The organism is Lentibacillus kimchii (assembly GCF_055381965.1).
In genome coordinates, this window is the sequence record NZ_AP043934.1 from 1,562,240 (window position 1) to 1,578,029 (window position 15,790).

19 protein-coding genes are annotated in these 15,790 nt (G+C 43.2%); 1 reads left to right on the forward strand and 18 read right to left on the reverse strand.

Going from position 1 to position 15,790, the window contains the following annotated elements; genetic code table 11:
• Positions 1-73: 73 nt before the first annotated feature.
• From ACZ444_RS08370 to ACZ444_RS08390, 5 genes are all read right to left on the reverse strand, one after another.
• Positions 74-604, reverse strand: a complete 531-nt coding sequence (locus tag ACZ444_RS08370) for a spore maturation protein (RefSeq protein WP_382361274.1) — start codon at positions 602-604, stop codon at positions 74-76.
• A gap of 2 nt (positions 605-606) precedes the next feature.
• Complete coding sequence (locus ACZ444_RS08375) at positions 607-1,191, reverse strand: nucleoside recognition domain-containing protein (protein ID WP_382361271.1); 585 nt, start codon at positions 1,189-1,191, stop codon at positions 607-609.
• Positions 1,184-2,287 (reverse strand): D-alanyl-D-alanine carboxypeptidase family protein, encoded by a 1,104-nt coding sequence (locus ACZ444_RS08380; RefSeq protein WP_382361268.1) that lies wholly within the window; start codon positions 2,285-2,287, stop codon positions 1,184-1,186. Before ACZ444_RS08380 ends, ACZ444_RS08375 begins: the two co-directional genes overlap by 8 nt.
• 126 nt (positions 2,288-2,413) lie before the next feature.
• Positions 2,414-3,010, reverse strand: coding sequence for an SMC-Scp complex subunit ScpB (scpB, locus tag ACZ444_RS08385; RefSeq protein ID WP_382361265.1), 597 nt, complete (start codon positions 3,008-3,010; stop codon positions 2,414-2,416).
• A 2-nt stretch (positions 3,011-3,012) separates the two neighbouring features.
• Complete coding sequence (locus ACZ444_RS08390; RefSeq protein ID WP_382361263.1) at positions 3,013-3,744, reverse strand: segregation/condensation protein A; 732 nt, start codon at positions 3,742-3,744, stop codon at positions 3,013-3,015.
• A gap of 184 nt (positions 3,745-3,928) precedes the next feature.
• Here ACZ444_RS08390 and ACZ444_RS08395 point away from each other — a divergent pair, with 184 nt between their 5' ends.
• Positions 3,929-4,015 carry a YjcZ family sporulation protein gene (locus ACZ444_RS08395; RefSeq protein ID WP_382361707.1) on the forward strand — a complete coding sequence of 29 codons (87 nt, stop codon included), beginning with the start codon at positions 3,929-3,931 and terminating at the stop codon, positions 4,013-4,015.
• A 67-nt stretch (positions 4,016-4,082) separates the two neighbouring features.
• Here the strand turns inward: ACZ444_RS08395 and ACZ444_RS08400 are convergent, their stop codons facing one another.
• The 13 genes from ACZ444_RS08400 to deoB all read right to left on the reverse strand — a co-directional run bounded on the left by ACZ444_RS08400 (position 4,083) and on the right by deoB (position 15,749).
• On the reverse strand, positions 4,083-4,463 hold the full coding sequence (locus ACZ444_RS08400; RefSeq protein ID WP_382361260.1) for a GNAT family N-acetyltransferase: 381 nt from the start codon (positions 4,461-4,463) through the stop codon (positions 4,083-4,085).
• 317 nt (positions 4,464-4,780) lie between these two features.
• On the reverse strand, positions 4,781-5,236 hold the full coding sequence (locus tag ACZ444_RS08405; protein ID WP_382361257.1) for a site-2 protease family protein: 456 nt from the start codon (positions 5,234-5,236) through the stop codon (positions 4,781-4,783).
• A 92-nt stretch (positions 5,237-5,328) separates the two neighbouring features.
• The gene (gene lysA, locus ACZ444_RS08410) at positions 5,329-6,633 is read right to left on the reverse strand and encodes a diaminopimelate decarboxylase (RefSeq protein WP_382361254.1); all 1,305 of its coding nucleotides are present in this window, start codon (positions 6,631-6,633) and stop codon (positions 5,329-5,331) included.
• A gap of 143 nt (positions 6,634-6,776) precedes the next feature.
• The gene (locus ACZ444_RS08415) at positions 6,777-8,252 is read right to left on the reverse strand and encodes a spore germination protein (RefSeq protein ID WP_382361251.1); all 1,476 of its coding nucleotides are present in this window, start codon (positions 8,250-8,252) and stop codon (positions 6,777-6,779) included.
• A 58-nt stretch (positions 8,253-8,310) separates the two neighbouring features.
• Complete coding sequence (locus tag ACZ444_RS08420; protein WP_382361248.1) at positions 8,311-8,739, reverse strand: stage V sporulation protein AB; 429 nt, start codon at positions 8,737-8,739, stop codon at positions 8,311-8,313.
• Entirely contained in the window at positions 8,729-9,334 is a 606-nt protein-coding gene (locus ACZ444_RS08425) for a stage V sporulation protein AA (RefSeq protein ID WP_382361245.1), read from the reverse strand. Before ACZ444_RS08425 ends, ACZ444_RS08420 begins: the two co-directional genes overlap by 11 nt.
• Positions 9,335-9,487: 153 nt before the next feature.
• Complete coding sequence (gene sigF / locus ACZ444_RS08430) at positions 9,488-10,243, reverse strand: RNA polymerase sporulation sigma factor SigF (protein WP_382361242.1); 756 nt, start codon at positions 10,241-10,243, stop codon at positions 9,488-9,490.
• An 8-nt stretch (positions 10,244-10,251) separates the two neighbouring features.
• Positions 10,252-10,689, reverse strand: coding sequence for an anti-sigma F factor (gene spoIIAB / locus ACZ444_RS08435; RefSeq protein ID WP_382361239.1), 438 nt, complete (start codon positions 10,687-10,689; stop codon positions 10,252-10,254).
• Positions 10,686-11,039 (reverse strand): anti-sigma F factor antagonist, encoded by a 354-nt coding sequence (gene spoIIAA, locus ACZ444_RS08440; RefSeq protein ID WP_382361236.1) that lies wholly within the window; start codon positions 11,037-11,039, stop codon positions 10,686-10,688. The genes spoIIAB and spoIIAA overlap by 4 nt, the downstream gene beginning before the upstream one ends.
• Positions 11,040-11,140: 101 nt before the next feature.
• Positions 11,141-12,316 carry a D-alanyl-D-alanine carboxypeptidase family protein gene (locus ACZ444_RS08445; RefSeq protein ID WP_382361233.1) on the reverse strand — a complete coding sequence of 392 codons (1,176 nt, stop codon included), beginning with the start codon at positions 12,314-12,316 and terminating at the stop codon, positions 11,141-11,143.
• A gap of 97 nt (positions 12,317-12,413) precedes the next feature.
• Positions 12,414-13,721 (reverse strand): pyrimidine-nucleoside phosphorylase, encoded by a 1,308-nt coding sequence (locus ACZ444_RS08450; RefSeq protein ID WP_382361230.1) that lies wholly within the window; start codon positions 13,719-13,721, stop codon positions 12,414-12,416.
• Positions 13,722-13,729: 8 nt separating this feature from the next.
• Entirely contained in the window at positions 13,730-14,545 is an 816-nt protein-coding gene (locus ACZ444_RS08455) for a purine-nucleoside phosphorylase (protein ID WP_382361704.1), read from the reverse strand.
• Between the two features lie 25 nt (positions 14,546-14,570).
• A complete protein-coding gene (deoB, locus tag ACZ444_RS08460) occupies positions 14,571-15,749 on the reverse strand; it encodes a phosphopentomutase (RefSeq protein ID WP_382361227.1) in 1,179 nt (392 codons plus the stop codon).
• Positions 15,750-15,790: the final 41 nt, after the last annotated feature.

Genomic DNA, 15,790 nt, shown 5'->3' on the forward strand with positions numbered 1-15,790 from the left:
TCCCTAATACTGGATTAAACAGTCAAAAAAATGGCGTTAACTGTGTAACACATGTTAACGCTTCGCTAACAGTTCAACCAAATAGTAATGTTACCACAATAACTGAAGCAATTATACCAACAAGATCAGCTAATAGTCCAACTTTCAAGGCATAACGCATTTTACGGATGCCAACAGCTCCAAAATAAATGGTGAGAACATACAGTGTTGTATCTGTGCTGCCCTGCATAGTTGATGCAAGTCTGCCGATAAATGAATCGGGTCCATGCGTTCCGATTAGTTCGGTGGTCATACCTAGTGCCGCAGTTCCGGAAATGGGTCTGACCATTGCCAGTGGTATAATCTCCGGGGGAATGCCGATAAACAACAGAAAAGGCGAGATCAGTTCGATTAAAGCGTCCAATGCACCGGAACTTCGTAATATTGAAATGGCTACAATCATACCGACTAAAAAAGGAAGTAAAGAAAATGCCATCTGGACACCCTCTTTGCCTCCTTCGACAAATTTCTCATACGCCGGCACACGTTTCCAAACCGCAACAAACAAAACAATTAGAATAAAACTGGGAATCAGCCAGCTGCTGATGGTTGTGATAATCGCCATCGTCATTTCCTCCTGAGACTTCTGTAATAAAAAATGCGATCGATGATTAACGCACTGACTGAGGAGATACACGTTGCGATAATGGTGGTGCCAACAATTTCTGTTGGTGAAACGGAATCATATTGCATCCGTATAGAGATGATTGTCGTCGGAATAACTGTTAAACTTGACGTGTTCAAAGCTAAAAACGTGATCATAGATCGTGAAGCGGTATCCGATCCGCTTAATTCCTTCATTTGTTCCATGGCTTTTATCCCCATTGGCGTTGCGGCATTTCCCAAGCCAAAGATATTAGCCGTTATATTGGATAATATATAACCGATTGCGGGATGACCCTTTGGAATATCAGGGAAAATCCTAAGAATAACGGGCCGGAATAGCTTATCGAGAAAGGCGAGTATCCCTGCCTCTTCAGCTATTTTCATAATCCCTAGCCAAAATACAAGAATACTGATCAGGCCAATCGACAGGGTGACGGCTTCATCTGCACTCTCGAATAATGCTTCATTAACCTCGTCCATTGTTCCATTGATCATCGCGTAAATAATGCCTATACCCGCCATCAATACCCATATGATATTAACCATGCGGATCAAATCCTGTCAGTTTCTGATAAAGTGTTACGATTCCCTCCAGAATACCAGCTTTATGCCGCTCGTCATGGATAGACACCTCTTGAATCGGCACAGCATCAACAAAGTAAATGGTCTTTCCAATAACATCTTCTGTTGTTTGTGTATCTTTAGGCATGACAAACGATTGACTTTCAATCTGGCCTTGCTCCTTGTCATTAAGCGGTAATGTAACATCCTGGTGCAGATAGCCGTTAACCTGGTCACCGGTTTCTGCTATCTGATAAATGCTGGAACCTTTTTGATCAACCGGTGTCATCGTGTATTGTGAAAATCCCCAGTTAAACAGATTAATGTGATCACGCCAGTCATCAGGATCATCCAGCGTTACAGCAATCAATTCCATATCGTCTCGTTTAGCTGAACTGACCAGCGTCCGTCCGGCCGTTCTGGTGAAGCCGGTTTTGCCCCCATTCGCATCATCATACTTGCCAGTCAGCAATTTATGTTTGTTTTGCCAGGCATAAGCCCGGTCATTCGATTTATACTTGGTTGTTTCAGTTACTTGTCTGAAAATGTCATTGTCCATGGCATAACGCATTAGAAGGGCCATGTCGCGGGCTGTGGAATAATGCCCTTCTGCGTCTAGACCGTGCGGGTTTGCAAATGATGTATGCGTCATGCCCAGCCACGCCGCTTTCTGGTTCATCAAACGGACAAATCCCTCCATACTTCCGCCAATATGCTCACTTATAGCAACGGCTGCATCATTGCCGGAGCGAAGCAATAATCCATAAATAAGATCATTCAGTTTCATTTTCTCATCTTCTTCCAGATAAATGGAAGATCCCGTCGCATTAACAGCGCGATGGCTGATGGTTACCGTTTCATCCAGTTTCCCGGATTCAATCGCAACGATGGCCGTCATAATTTTTGTGATGCTGGCAATCGACTGTTCCTGATCGGCTTGTTTTTCGAATAGCACTCTCCCTGTGGATTGTTCCATTAATATGGCATTATTAGCTGATACATCTGGCTTTGCCTGTCCATGAGCCGGGCTTAAAAAAAGACTTGTGAGAAGAAAAACAAGTATTACGGCTGTATAACGCATATCCGATCCTCCTGCAAAACGCTGAATTTGTCCTTACAGTTTATGCAGATCGCATGAGATGATATGACTTTATCACTATAAACTCCCTGCATGGCCATGCAGGGAGTCAATAATTATCTATATGGTTCAAGTATGGTTGTGCTGATTTTTATGCTCTGAAAACTGTTCAAAAAATAAATCAGCTTCCTGTTCTGACTCTTCTGTGCTGATATCGTCCGGCAGAGGCGGCAATTCTTCCAGAGACGTTAAACCAAAATAAGTAAGAAATTCTTTTGTTGTGATGAATAATACCGGACGACCGGGACTCTCCTTTCTGCCCGCTTCATCAATGAGTTCCCGCGTCATCAGAGTTTGCACAGGGCGGTCACTTTTAACGCCGCGTATATCTTCAATCTCAGTTCGGGTAATGGGCTGCTTATAAGCAATAATCGCCAGTGTTTCCAATGCTGCCTGCGACATTCTGGTTGTTTGCGGTGTGTCCAAAAGCTTCTGTAAATACGAGCTGTGCCCGGGTTTCGTCGTCAAATGAAAAACGTCATGTGACTGAATCAGCAGCATACCCCGATCTGGCTGATCAAAATCGTTCTGTAACAGCCTCAGCAGATCGTTAACTGATTGTTCCTGAATATTAAGTACCTGCGCCAATTGCTTTGTCGTGACACCATCGTCTCCGCTCGCAAATAGCAATCCTTCAGCTATAGCTTTTAATTCATTGGTTTCCACGATTATTCCCCCACATAAAAAACGTACAGGTCATCAAGATGGGTTTCTTGTGTACAGGTGACCTGATTATTTTTCATAAGTTCTAAAAGCGCTATAAACGTAGCTACAATATGTGAGCGGGCCGGATAGTCAAACAATTGATCAAAGACAAGACCGTTACGGGATTGTTTCACAAGACTGAGCACGTCATTCATTCGCTGGCCTATCGGAATTTCTTCGCTTTTCACGGTTGTTTCCAGCGGCTCATCCCATTGCTTGCGTGCAAACATTTTTTCCAACGCGTGAAGCATATCATAAATGGACGTATCCCCTCTTGAAGGCGGTCTGGATTCAGCCTGTTCAGATAATACAGGCGATCTGGTGAAGAGCTGATTCGGCTCAGCCTCTTTAGTCTGCAATTGTTTGGCCGCATTTTTATATCTGCGGTATTCAATTAGACGCTGCATCAGTTCCTCACGCGGGTCTTCCATATACGCATCATCTTCCTCTGTCATTTCCTGACTCGGCAGCAGCATCTCGCTCTTTAAAGCAAGCAAAGTAGCAGCCATAACCAGGTATTCACTGGCAACGTTCAGCTCAAGACGTTGCATTGTGTGAATATAATGCATATATTGTTCCGTTATTTGCGAAACTGGAATATCGTATATATCAATTTCATACTGATTTATTAAATGCAGTAATAGATCAAGAGGACCTTCAAATGCATCGATTTTTACTTGATAAGACTGGTTCACTGCAGTTCCCCTCTTCTATCTCAAAATGCGGTTTCGTTAAGGATTGGATTAAAAAAATGGCAGGGTGACAGCTGACTTGATATAAATGCCCACACACCACAGGAATGCCAGCATAAGTTATTAATGTACGATAAATGTTATCAAAAAAACATTTATCCGTTAAGCAAAAAGGAGGAATAAGATTATGGCTAATGGCTATGGCGGCGGCAACTTTTCAATGATTGTCGTATTGTTCATTCTTCTTATCATTGTCGGTGCAGCTTGGTTCTAAATTGACTAAAGCCAACCGGCTCATCATGCAAAAGCCATCTCCAGGTTTATGTGGAGATGGCTTTTGCTTATTGTTTATCGTCATGCTGCTGCAGTTCGTTTTCATCTATACATTTATTAAGAAATGACTTTGTTAACTCATCAGCACAAACAGCGTAGTTATTGTCAAACATCGTTTCAATTTCTTTCACCATTTTCTGGCCGATTCCTGAATTGCGGTGTGAAGGGTTGACTGATACGTGCTGAACAACGGCATTAAGATCATTCTCAACACGAACACCTATCGCACCAAGCACATCCTCCTCTTTCCATAAGAAGAGATACCAATTCGGGTTGGTTTCATATTCTTTTATGGTTTGCTGTAATTTTTTAACGTCTTTTCCCTCGGGCATAAAAGATAATAATCCCATTGCAATCTTTTCATAATTTTTCTTATAACGAATTAACATACTTATCCCTCATTAAAATCATAACTTCCATATGGCACCAGCAAACCAAGTTTTAAGATACCCTGAAAATAGCCTGTCCTGTATCGTTTGCTGTCAGAATGTATTAACAGGCCTTCGATATGAAACGTAACCCTTCGGAAGTCTTCCCCGCTTTTTAAACAGTGAATCGATTAATGTTATGAGCATTGTTTTACCCTGCTCTATAAAACGAATACAAACCAGTAAACAAAAGCCCAAATGAAGCCAATACCCAGCAGTATAAACAATAACAGCAAATTTTTTTTACGCTGTTTCAAAAACATTCATCCTTTGCAAACTTAACCGTATTTTTCCCTTATCACATTAAAGATTGTATAACCATCCGATTGTTTTCCATTAAATCGGAAGGGAATCAGATTAACAAGCGCTACCCATGCGTTAAATAACAAAAACAACAGCAGATAGCGGTTTGGATAAAAAGGTAAAACGACAGAGCACAAAACAGCAGTTAAAGCACTTGTCACTGGTCCGAAAGCAGCCATTATAATCTGCTCATGCTTCCGATAGGGCGTTTGTCTTTCACTGGCTGCCATACCGCCCAAAAAGAACATAAGATGAATAAAAACGGCCATGTGCTTCAGCTTCATATGATACAGCAGATGACCTGTGCCAATTGATAAGGTGATACGATCAGCACTAAATAATCTTGCTGCCGCCGCATGCCCCAGTTCATGAAGGATGTTTCCAACTGGAGCAGCAATGAAAATAAGATAGATTAACAACTGGATGGTCATACAGCGTGCATTAGTCTGTCTTTTTTCTGCATTGTCATTCTTCCCCTTCTTCTTTTACCATTTTAGCTGACCTTTTCATAGAAAACAATCCATTACTCGTAGGAAACGTCATTTTTGACCATATCGTGATAGGTCTCACGTCTTATCACAAGCTGATCTTGGCCATTTTCCACAAAAACGGCTGCCGGATTGGGAAAACGATTGTAATGGCTTGCCATCGCATAACCATATGCTCCGGTTGAAAAAACAGCTAACGTATCAAGATGATCAACTGCGGGGACAGGTAAGTTCCAAATCAGCATATCACCTGACTCACAGCACTTCCCGGCAACTGAAACCGTATCCTCCAGAGGCTGTTCTGCCTTATTAGCAAGGACTGCATCGTATTCTGCCTGGTACAGCGCAGGACGTATGTTGTCTGTCATACCACCGTCCACTGAAATATAACGGCGCACACCAGGAATGTCTTTCATGGAACCAACCGTATATAAAGTGATGCCGGCATTCCCAGCGATAGACCGACCTGGCTCAATCCAGATCTCCGGTAAAGGAACACCGAAAGAAGCTGCCTGTTTTTTCACAGCCCCTATAATCTGTCTGACGTGCTCCGTGTAGGAAAGCGGCTGATCTTGTTTTGTATAGCGGATGCCGAATCCTCCCCCAAGGTTCAGCACTTCCGGAACAACACTGTACTGTTCCTGCCACGCAGCCAGTTTCTCAAAGAGCACGCGGGATGCCAGGACAAAACTGTCCGTTTCAAATAATTGCGATCCAATATGGCTATGCAGACCCAAAAAGTGCATGCGCGGCTGCTCCTGAAACTGCAAAAACGCCTGATCAGCCTGCCCATTTGTCAGGTTAAAACCGAATTTAGAATCGTCATTGCCAGTCTTAATGTACTGATGTGTATCAGGTTCAATACCTGGTGTGACACGCATTAAAACATTAATGTTCGTATCCTTTTCTTCAAGAAGATGTGTTATTAAATTAATTTCATGAAAATTATCAATAACGATACAGCCAATACCTTCTTCAATGGCCATAGCCAGTTCGGCATAACTTTTATTATTGCCATGCATGTGAATTCTGTCAGGAGGGAAATCTGCCTGAAGAGCTGTATAGAGCTCCCCTTGTGACACAACATCAAGACTTAAGCCTTCCTGTTTAATGACCTGAAGCATGGCGATGGAAGAAAAAGCCTTGCTTGCATAGGCTACCTGCGCCTTGACGCCATGCTCCTGAAAGGCCTTAACAAACGCACGGCAATTTTCCCGTATTAACGCTACATCATACACATATAACGGTGTTCCATATTTGCGGGAGAGTTGTATTGTATCCATGCCGCCTATAGTCAAATGGCCTGATTCGTTTATATTAAATGGATGATCCACTGTCATTTTCTCCCCCAATTCAATACTGAAAAATTAACTTACTGAAGTGTAAAATACTTTATCACACACAATCCAAAAAAAAAAGTCATGAAACCGTTTTGGGTGCATATGTAAGCAAGCCGCGCTCAATTAAAAAGCGCGGCACATCATTAAGGTTTCGGCTGTCGATAATCATTTCGCGGATGAACGATGTCTGGACGTTTGTTCGAATACGGTTTCGGAACGCGGAAGACAATGGCCTTCAGTCCAGCAGCATGAAACGGAATGAACGGCCACAGATAAGGTGTCCGAAGTGTTCTTATTTGAATCATATACAGCATATAAACCGTAACACCGGCAACAAAGCCAATCGAACCAAATAAAGCTGTTGCTGCAATTAAAAACCACCTCGCGATTTTATTGGCCACACCAAGCTCATAACTTGGCGTCACAAAGATGCCAACCGCACTAATCGATACATACAGAATGGTTTCCGGTCCGAACATACCGACATCAATCGCGATTTGCCCGATCAGTACAGCAGCAATCAGGCCCATCGACGTTGCCAGTGGTGTTGGTGTGTAAATCGCCGCCATTCGGAGAAACTCAATACCCAAATCTGCCATTATAAGCTGAAGCGCTATCGGAATATTTCCCTGTTCCTTGGGCCCAATGAATGAAAGTTCCTTAGGTAACAGTGATGGATCTGTTGCCAGTAACAGCCAAAAGGGCAGCAGAAAGATGGACAGCATAATGGCAATGAATCTTGACCAGCGGATAATCGTTCCAACTAGAGGTGTCTCACGGTATTCTTCTGCATGCTGAACATGGTGGAAAAAAGTTGCCGGCAGAATGATGACACTGGGTGATGTATCAACAATTATCAGAATATGCCCTTCCATCACATGTGTAGCTGCCACATCTGGACGTTCTGTATAACGGACTAGCGGGTATGCTTTCCATTTAGGATCAATAATAAACTCTTCTATTGTTTTATCCGTCATCGAAAGGCCGTCAACTTCAATTTTCGCGAGTCTTTCCTTGACTTCCTTGACAAGATCGGGGTCGGCAATATCAGAAATATAACTCAAACAGATATCTGTTTTAGAACGCTCGCCAACTTTCAGTATTTCCTGCCGCAGACGGGCATCGCGGATACGGCGTCGCGTTAAGGCCGTGTTTTCAATGATATTTTCTGTATAACCGTCACGCGAGCCTCTGACAACATGCTCTGTGTCAGGTTCTTTAGGCGGACGTCCTGGATAATTCCGGACATCTACAATAAACGCATAATCAATGCCATCAACAAACACTATCAATAAACCGGATAACATCTGGTCAACTGTTTCATCGAGTGATTTGGTCCGCTCCAGCTGCTCATTAATAATGCGATTTTCCACAATTTCCGGTACTTTTTTCGTATTTGTTTCAAAATCATTGATTTCAACAAGCTGGCGCATGATTTGCTGTATTGAGCTGCTGTCACAGAGCCCATTAACAAAATACAGTTGAACTTTCCGTTTTAAAATGATTATTTCCCGGAATTCAACATCATACGACTTTTCCAGACCAATATTATCACGCATGTATTGTTCATTTTTTTCAATCTTTGTGTATATAGGGTTTTTGGTTTGCTTTTGACTCATAATTTAACTACTCTCCATTTTTCTGACATTCATCGATATTCACGCAATAATCGAAAACTTATTCTGCAAAAATCAGCCATTGGAACAAAGAACCGCCTACTTTTCCAAAGACAATGGCCATTAAAAGCCATAACAATTTATCCTCCATCCGTATGCGTCTTGATAAAATCGGGAGGACATTCAGCACTTCCGTTAAAGCAGCTGCCAGCATGCCATTGAATATGCCGTGAAAACCTCCCCATACAATCAGCAGCAGAAAGGACTGATGCCAGATCATATCGGTGAACGACAAATAGATCCCAAACAGCGAACCTAAGATGATGCTGACAATATAGGCGGGAACTAAATGTTCTGTCTTACTTAACTGGATTAATCGCGGTATGATGCCCAAAAGCGTTATAAAGGCTACAAAACCACCTCCAACCGCGATCCCGGAAGCAAAACCAATCGTGATTTCCAGCAGATGACGTAACACGTTAATTATCATTTAACTTGTTCTCATAATGACTCAGGTACTGATCCATTTCCTGCTGGTAATTGAATATCTCTACTTCAAGAGGGCTTGGCTCTTCATTAAAGCGTTTTTGGAACCAGTGGTTGAAAAATAACAGCATTCCGGCACCGATTCCTAATGAATAGGGAATCTGCATCCAAAGCGGGTATGCATTCACCTCTCCAGTCAGCAGATAATGAAGCTTTTGCTGAACTTCCTGCATACTGACATCATAATGAAAGTTCATAATGGTCATAGCTGCTCCAATGAACAGAATAAGCCAGACAAACGCCACCACCAAAATGCTGGGCTTTTTAAACTGTTTCTGGACTCGGATAAGCGTATGTGTCGGTCCTACAAGCTGGAATTCGAGATCACTGCGGGTTTTGTTTAAATGATCAATAATTAAGAAACTGTCCACGATCACCACGTTTCGGTCTTTTTTAGTAACACGGTAAATGGGTGTACTTTCCAGTTCCTGCTGCAGCGGTTCAGATGCTGAAATATGCGCAATCTCTTTCAAGGTTATTTGTCCTAAGGATGTAATGCTAATATTTTTTTTCATACGTAAATAGACAACCTCTGACATATGCGGCTCATCCTTTTTACGATGTGGTATCAGCTAGTGTTTGTCATTAGAAGCAAAAGTATGTTTAAAAATGACGGTTTATCCAGCGATTCCAACCTGATGTTCAAAGGCATATAAAAAGGCTGCCCCAAACGTGTTGGAGACAGCCTTTTTTCACGAGTTCATGTTGATTTTCATGTCGTCTAATATTCTCTTTTCCAATCTTGACACCTGAACCTGGGAAATCCCCAGTCTGTCAGCCACCTCAGATTGTGTTCGGTCTTTATAGTAGCGTAAGTATAAGATTAATCGTTCACGTTCGTCCAGTCGCCTGATGGCTTCCTGCAGTGTCAACTTGTTAAACCACCCTGCGTCATCATCAGCAATTTGATCCATTAGCGTGATCGGAGCACCATCATTTTCGTACACTGTTTCATCAATTGAGTGTGGCGATTTGACAGCCTCCTCAGCATGGACGACCTCCTCAGAGGTTATATTCAGATCATCGGCGATTTCCAGGACAGTTGGCGTACGCCCAAGTTTTTTCGTCAGTTCGTCCCGTGTTTTACGTATTTTATTGCCTGTTTCCTTTAACGAACGGCTGACTTTGACACTGCCATCATCTCGAATGAATCGCTGGATCTCACCAATAATCATTGGAACGGCATATGTGGAGAATTTGACATCATATGATAAATCAAATTTATCAATCGCTTTTATCAGGCCAATACTGCCAATTTGAAACAAATCATCAGGGTCATAGCCGCGGTTAATAAACCGCTGAACAACCGACCAGACAAGTCTGACATTCGCTTCCACCAGCAGATCGCGTGCCTGTTTATCACCCTGCTGACTTTTATGAATGTTGGCTCTCACCTGTTCATCCGTTAAGGATTCCTGACGGTTATCATGTCTAACATTCACATCCATAGACATCTCTATTCAGTAACCGTTTTTTTTGATAAATGCTTCATCATATGCACCGTCGTGCCGTTTTCAGGTGACGATATAATCTCCAGATCATCCATAAAATTTTCAATAATTGTAAAGCCCATGCCGGATCTTTCTAATTCAGGTTTTGATGTGTAGAGCGGCTGCCTTGCCTCATCGACATCACCGATGCCTGTACCCCCATCTTTTATGAACAAATCCACTTCATCTTCATACAATACACAGTTTATTGAAACAAGATGCCCCGGTTCATTATTATAGCCGTGAATAATCGCATTTGTCACAGCTTCGGAAACGACTGTTTTAATTTCTGTCAGCTCATCCATCGTTGGATCCAGCTGCGCCACAAACGAAGCTACAGTTACGCGGGCAAATGATTCATTTTCACTGATACTTGTGAATTCAACATTCATTTCATTTTTCATGAAGCCACCCCCAAAGTCGATAACGCGTGTTCCTCGTTCTCCTCCAGACGAATGATTTTGAACATTCCGGACATATCAAATAACCGCTGAACCGGTGATGATATGGAACAAACAACCATTTCCCCGCCCAGCTGAAGTACTTCTTTATATCGGCCCAAAACAACACCCAGTCCTGAGCTATCCATAAATGTTACCGATTCAAGATTCAAAATGACATGTCTGACAGCGTTAGCATCCATCATGTCCTTCCACTCGTTACGCAATGGTTCTGCTTCATGATGATCCAGTTCGCCGGACATCCTCACAACAAGGACATCCTGCTTAACATCAAAGACAGTAGACAGACTCATTCCAGTTCCTCCTCCCTATTTCCGTCTGTATAATCTTTCGTCACAGGTATGATCAATTCCTGCTGTTTGACAAAAGAAGAAGAGTTTCGGCAAAAAAACCATTATTTCACCATTTGTTCCACAGTCCTCTTCAGCAGTGTAAAATAGGAAGCCTTTGGAACATCTTTATCAGCAATTAGCGGTATTTTTGATAAAGTTTCCTCCTGATTTTTAATAACTAATTCGCCAACCTCTTCACCTTTTTGAATTGGCAAACGCCAGTCAGATACGATACTGACTGATTCTGATACGTCTTTGTCTTCCTCACCCTTACGGTGGATCGTGCTGACTGATTCAGAGGTTACAACATCAATCGACTCATCCTCGGCCTTTAATGAGTCGAGCGTGGTTATAGCATCGCCCTTTTCGTACAATTTTTTTGTTTCATACTGATTAAAGGCATAATCAAGCATGCTGGTAATGCTGGCATTTCGTTTTTTGGTCGTTTCCGCTCCCATAACAACGGCAATCATTCGCATGTCGTCTCTTTCAGCTGTGGCTGTCAAACAATACTTAGCCTCGTTTGTATAGCCCGTTTTCAGTCCGTCAACATCTGGGTAAAATTTAACCAGCCGGTTTGTGTTGACCAGCCAGAATTCATTTTCTTCACCTTTTCGCAAATAATCTTCATAAATCGATGTATAATCGGTTACCGATTCATATTTTAATAACGCTTTCGCCATCACAGCCATATCTTGAGCCGTACTGTAGTGATTGTCGGCTGGCAGTCCAGTTGCGTTTTCGAAGTGTGTGTCTTTCAGCTCCAGCTTTTCAGCCTTTTCGTTCATTTGTTTAACAAAAGCGTCTTCGCTGCCGGCAATCCGCTCAGCTAAAGCCACACTTGCATCATTTCCAGAAGCCATTGCAATACCTTTAAGCAGATTGTCGACCGTCATTTCTTCTCCGGCTTCAAGAAATATTTGTGAACCTCCCATAGATGCTGCACGTTCACTAACCTGAATCGTTTCCTCCTGATCAATTTCGCCATTATCAAGAGCTTCCATAATAAGTAATAGAGTCATAATTTTAGTCATACTGGCTGGCGGCAGTTGCTCGTCCGCATTTTTATCAAACAATATTTTCCCGGTGTCACGCTCAATCATCATAGCTGACTTGGCGTCGGGTGCCAGGTCTGTTTGTTCCTCAGTGTTATCTTGTTCACTTTCCTCTGCTGAAACAGCCAGCGGCAGGCATAGAACTGAACCTATAATGCTAGTCAGTAAAACAAATTTCCTCATGGCTTAACCTCCAACACTTAATGTAGTTCTAGGATTGCCATATAACCGGGCTCTTATACAACAAAACGCATACTGTTGTTCAGTATGCGTTTAAAAATTATGATTCTGTAATCGTGTCATAGATGAGGGATGGTGCCTCAGCAGTTCCTGAAGCTATGGAAATGGTTGAATACAGCTTGTCTTTCACCTCTTCAACTTCGGGTGTGCTGGCATGAATGGTTAAAAGTGACTCCCCTTCGTCCACGTGATCACCTATTTTCTTGTTCAGCACAATACCAACTGATAAATCTATCGCGGATTCTTTTGTCGCTCTGCCTGCTCCAAGCATCATGGCAGCCTTGCCGATTTGGTCTGCTACAATCTCTGAGACTGTTCCGGATTGTTTGGCAGGCAATTCGATTCTATGGGCTGCTTGCGGCAGCAATTCAGGATGATCCACTGCATGGGCATCACCACCCTGCGAGCTCACAAAACGTTTAAATTGTTCTAAGGCTTTACCATTTGACAGGTTTTCCTTCAGACGTTCTTTCGCCTCATCGAGGGTTTCTGCTTTATTCGCCAAAACGACCATTTGACTGCCGAGCTCAAGGCACAAATCCGTTAAATCCGCCGGCCCATTGCCCTGCAATGTTTCAATAGCTTCTTCAACCTCAAGCACGTTTCCAACCGCATACCCCAGCGGCTGGCTCATATCTGAAATAACAGCCATTGTGCTGCGTCCTACGCGGTTGCCAATTGAGGCCATTGCCCGGGCTAATTCTCTGGCGTCGTTCAATTCTTTCATGAAAGCGCCATCTCCGGTCTTAACATCCAAAACAATCGCATCGCTGCCGGAAGCAATTTTTTTACTCATGATTGAACTCGCAATCAGAGGAATCGAATTGACTGTGGCTGTCACATCCCGCAAGCTATACAGTTTTTTATCAGCCGGTGCCAGATTACCAGTCTGACCCACGACAGCGAGTTTATTTTCATTCACAAGCTTGACAAATTCATCACTGGATACTTCCACGTGAAATCCTGGCACAGCCTCCAGTTTATCAAGTGTGCCCCCAGTATGTCCCAGACCACGTCCGCTCATTTTGGCCACCGGAGCCCCGAGTGATGCTACCAATGGTGCAAGAATTAATGTTGTCGTATCACCAACGCCGCCGGTTGAGTGTTTGTCAACTTTGATCCCATTAATAGCCGAAAGATCCATCTGGTCGCCGGATTCGACCATAGCAGAGGTTAGCTCCGCACGCTCTGCTTCCGTCATATCCTGGAGAAAGACAGCCATTAATAGAGCACTCACTTGGTAGTCCGGAATCTCGCCCTCGGTATAGCCATTGATAAAGAACCGAATTTCTTCGCTGGTTAAGCTTTGGCCATTACGCTTTTTTTCAATAATATCATACATTTGCATCGTATCACCTAACCCTGATTTGGTAGTGTACGGATAATTTCTTTCATGAATTTGAGAAATTCGTCCCGCACTTGTTCCGTCGTATCTATCACTTCCTGATGTGTCAGCGGCTGGTCAAGAATACCGGCCGCCATATTGGAAATACAGGAAATGCCTAATACCCGCAGTCCGGCATGTCCTGAAGCAATAACTTCAGGTACAGTTGACATACCGACAGCATCACCGCCAAGTGTCCGCAGCATCTTAACCTCAGCAGGTGTTTCATATACTGGTCCGGTATTACCGACGTAGACACCTTCCTGAATCGTCACGCCCAAGTCAGCAGCGCAAGATTTTGCATGCTGCAGATATGTTTCATCGTATACCTGTGACATGTCAGGGAAACGCTCACCTAAAGCAGCGTCATTTGGACCAATTAATGGATTGTCCCCCATATTATTGATATGATCTGTGATCAGCATTAAATTACCAGGCGTAAACGATTGGTTAATGCCGCCTGATGCATTGGTCACGATGACTGAATCAATACCAAGTTCCTTCATGACACGTACAGGAAACGTCACTTCCTGCATGGAATACCCTTCATAATAATGAAAGCGGCCCTGCATTGCTATAACACTTTGCCCTTCCAGCTCACCGGCAACGAGCTGCCCTTTATGTCCGGCTACCGTTGACTCCGGGAAATACGGAATATCTTTGTAGGAAAAGGTTACCGGATTTTCAATTTCCTCAGCCAATACACCAAGTCCTGAGCCCAATATCAGACCTAATGCGGGCTTCGCCGTTAACTGTGCACTAATATAGTCAGCCGCTTCGTTAATCATTGTCTTATCCACAGCGAACATCTCCTTATTTGATATCATTGAGAAAACTTTTTCCATGTTCAGGCATCTTAATAGCGAAATTGTCCGCTACGGTTGCTCCGATGTCAGCAAATGTCTTTCTCAGCGGCAATTCGTTTCCGGATGCAATACCTGTATGGTATATGAGAAGCGGTACATACTCCCGTGTATGATCGGTTCCGTGATGAATCGGATCATTACCGTGATCAGCTGTAATGATCAGCAAATCATCTTCGTTTAGCCGGTTTAGAACTTCAGGCAAACGTTCATCAAAAGCTTCCAGTGCCTGACCGTATCCCTCAGGGTCGCGACGATGGCCATACTTGGCATCAAAATCAACCAGATTCAAAAAGTTTAATCCAGTAAAATTCTCAGCCATCGAATCAACTAATTTTGTCATACCGTCCGCATTATCAGAAGTGCGAATAGCTTTCGTTATGCCTTCGCCGTCATAAATATCCGATATTTTACCCAGAGCGACTACATCATAATCCGCCTCTTCCAGTTCATTCATAACCGTGCGTCCAAACGGTTTCAGCGCGTAATCATGGCGATTGGCTGTTCGCTCGAAATGACCAGGTTCACCAACAAATGGACGCGCAATAACACGGCCAACCATATATTTTTCATCCAAAGTGAGTTCACGTACGATCTCACATATCTGATACAATTCATCTAATGGAACAACGTCTTCATGTGCTGCAATCTGCAAAACAGGATCAGCAGATGTATAAACAATGAGTGCTCCTGTCTTCAGCTGTTCCTGGCCCAATTCTTCAATGATAGCCGTCCCTGAGGCCGGTTTATTGCCGATAACTTTTCTGCCTGTCTTAGCTTCAATATCACTAATCAGCTCATCCGGAAAACCATCTGGAAATGTCCGGAATGGTTTCTGGATGTTCAAACCCATAATCTCCCAGTGACCGGTCATAGTATCCTTGCCGTTCGAATCCTCCTGCATTTTTGTGTAATGCGCTTTTGGCTTTTCCGCCTGTTCAACACCTTGAATTTCCCGGATATTGCTTAAGCCTAACTGGCCCATATTGGGCATATTCAGACCGTTCATCCGTTCTGCAATATGGCCCAGCGTATCGGCGCCAGCGTCATTAAATGATTTGGCATCAGGCGCTTCACCAATCCCAACAGAATCCATAACAATCAAAAAGATACGTTTAAAATCTTTCATTTTTTATACCTCCTGCTATTGTTTTCCCGATTTCATGTGTC

What these genes read in the sequence shown, in the direction of transcription:
- ACZ444_RS08445 (WP_382361233.1), bottom strand. Translation starts at nt 12,316, where the DNA reads ATGAGGAAATTTGTTTTACTGACTAGCATTATAGGTTCAGTTCTATGC.
- spoIIAA (WP_382361236.1), bottom strand. Translation starts at nt 11,039, where the DNA reads ATGAGTCTGTCTACTGTCTTTGATGTTAAGCAGGATGTCCTTGTTGTG.
- ACZ444_RS08400 (WP_382361260.1), bottom strand. Translation starts at nt 4,463, where the DNA reads ATGTTAATTCGTTATAAGAAAAATTATGAAAAGATTGCAATGGGATTA.
- ACZ444_RS08455 (WP_382361704.1), bottom strand. Translation starts at nt 14,545, where the DNA reads ATGATTAACGAAGCGGCTGACTATATTAGTGCACAGTTAACGGCGAAG.
- ACZ444_RS08450 (WP_382361230.1), bottom strand. Translation starts at nt 13,721, where the DNA reads ATGCAAATGTATGATATTATTGAAAAAAAGCGTAATGGCCAAAGCTTA.
- ACZ444_RS08420 (WP_382361248.1), bottom strand. Translation starts at nt 8,739, where the DNA reads ATGATAATTAACGTGTTACGTCATCTGCTGGAAATCACGATTGGTTTT.
- ACZ444_RS08405 (WP_382361257.1), bottom strand. Translation starts at nt 5,236, where the DNA reads ATGACCATCCAGTTGTTAATCTATCTTATTTTCATTGCTGCTCCAGTT.
- ACZ444_RS08415 (WP_382361251.1), bottom strand. Translation starts at nt 8,252, where the DNA reads ATGAGTCAAAAGCAAACCAAAAACCCTATATACACAAAGATTGAAAAA.
- deoB (WP_382361227.1), bottom strand. Translation starts at nt 15,749, where the DNA reads ATGAAAGATTTTAAACGTATCTTTTTGATTGTTATGGATTCTGTTGGG.
- sigF (WP_382361242.1), bottom strand. Translation starts at nt 10,243, where the DNA reads ATGGATGTGAATGTTAGACATGATAACCGTCAGGAATCCTTAACGGAT.
- ACZ444_RS08380 (WP_382361268.1), bottom strand. Translation starts at nt 2,287, where the DNA reads ATGCGTTATACAGCCGTAATACTTGTTTTTCTTCTCACAAGTCTTTTT.
- ACZ444_RS08370 (WP_382361274.1), bottom strand. Translation starts at nt 604, where the DNA reads ATGGCGATTATCACAACCATCAGCAGCTGGCTGATTCCCAGTTTTATT.
- ACZ444_RS08425 (WP_382361245.1), bottom strand. Translation starts at nt 9,334, where the DNA reads ATGTCAGAGGTTGTCTATTTACGTATGAAAAAAAATATTAGCATTACA.
- ACZ444_RS08395 (WP_382361707.1), top strand. Translation starts at nt 3,929, where the DNA reads ATGGCTAATGGCTATGGCGGCGGCAACTTTTCAATGATTGTCGTATTG.
- ACZ444_RS08375 (WP_382361271.1), bottom strand. Translation starts at nt 1,191, where the DNA reads ATGGTTAATATCATATGGGTATTGATGGCGGGTATAGGCATTATTTAC.
- lysA (WP_382361254.1), bottom strand. Translation starts at nt 6,633, where the DNA reads ATGACAGTGGATCATCCATTTAATATAAACGAATCAGGCCATTTGACT.
- spoIIAB (WP_382361239.1), bottom strand. Translation starts at nt 10,689, where the DNA reads ATGAAAAATGAAATGAATGTTGAATTCACAAGTATCAGTGAAAATGAA.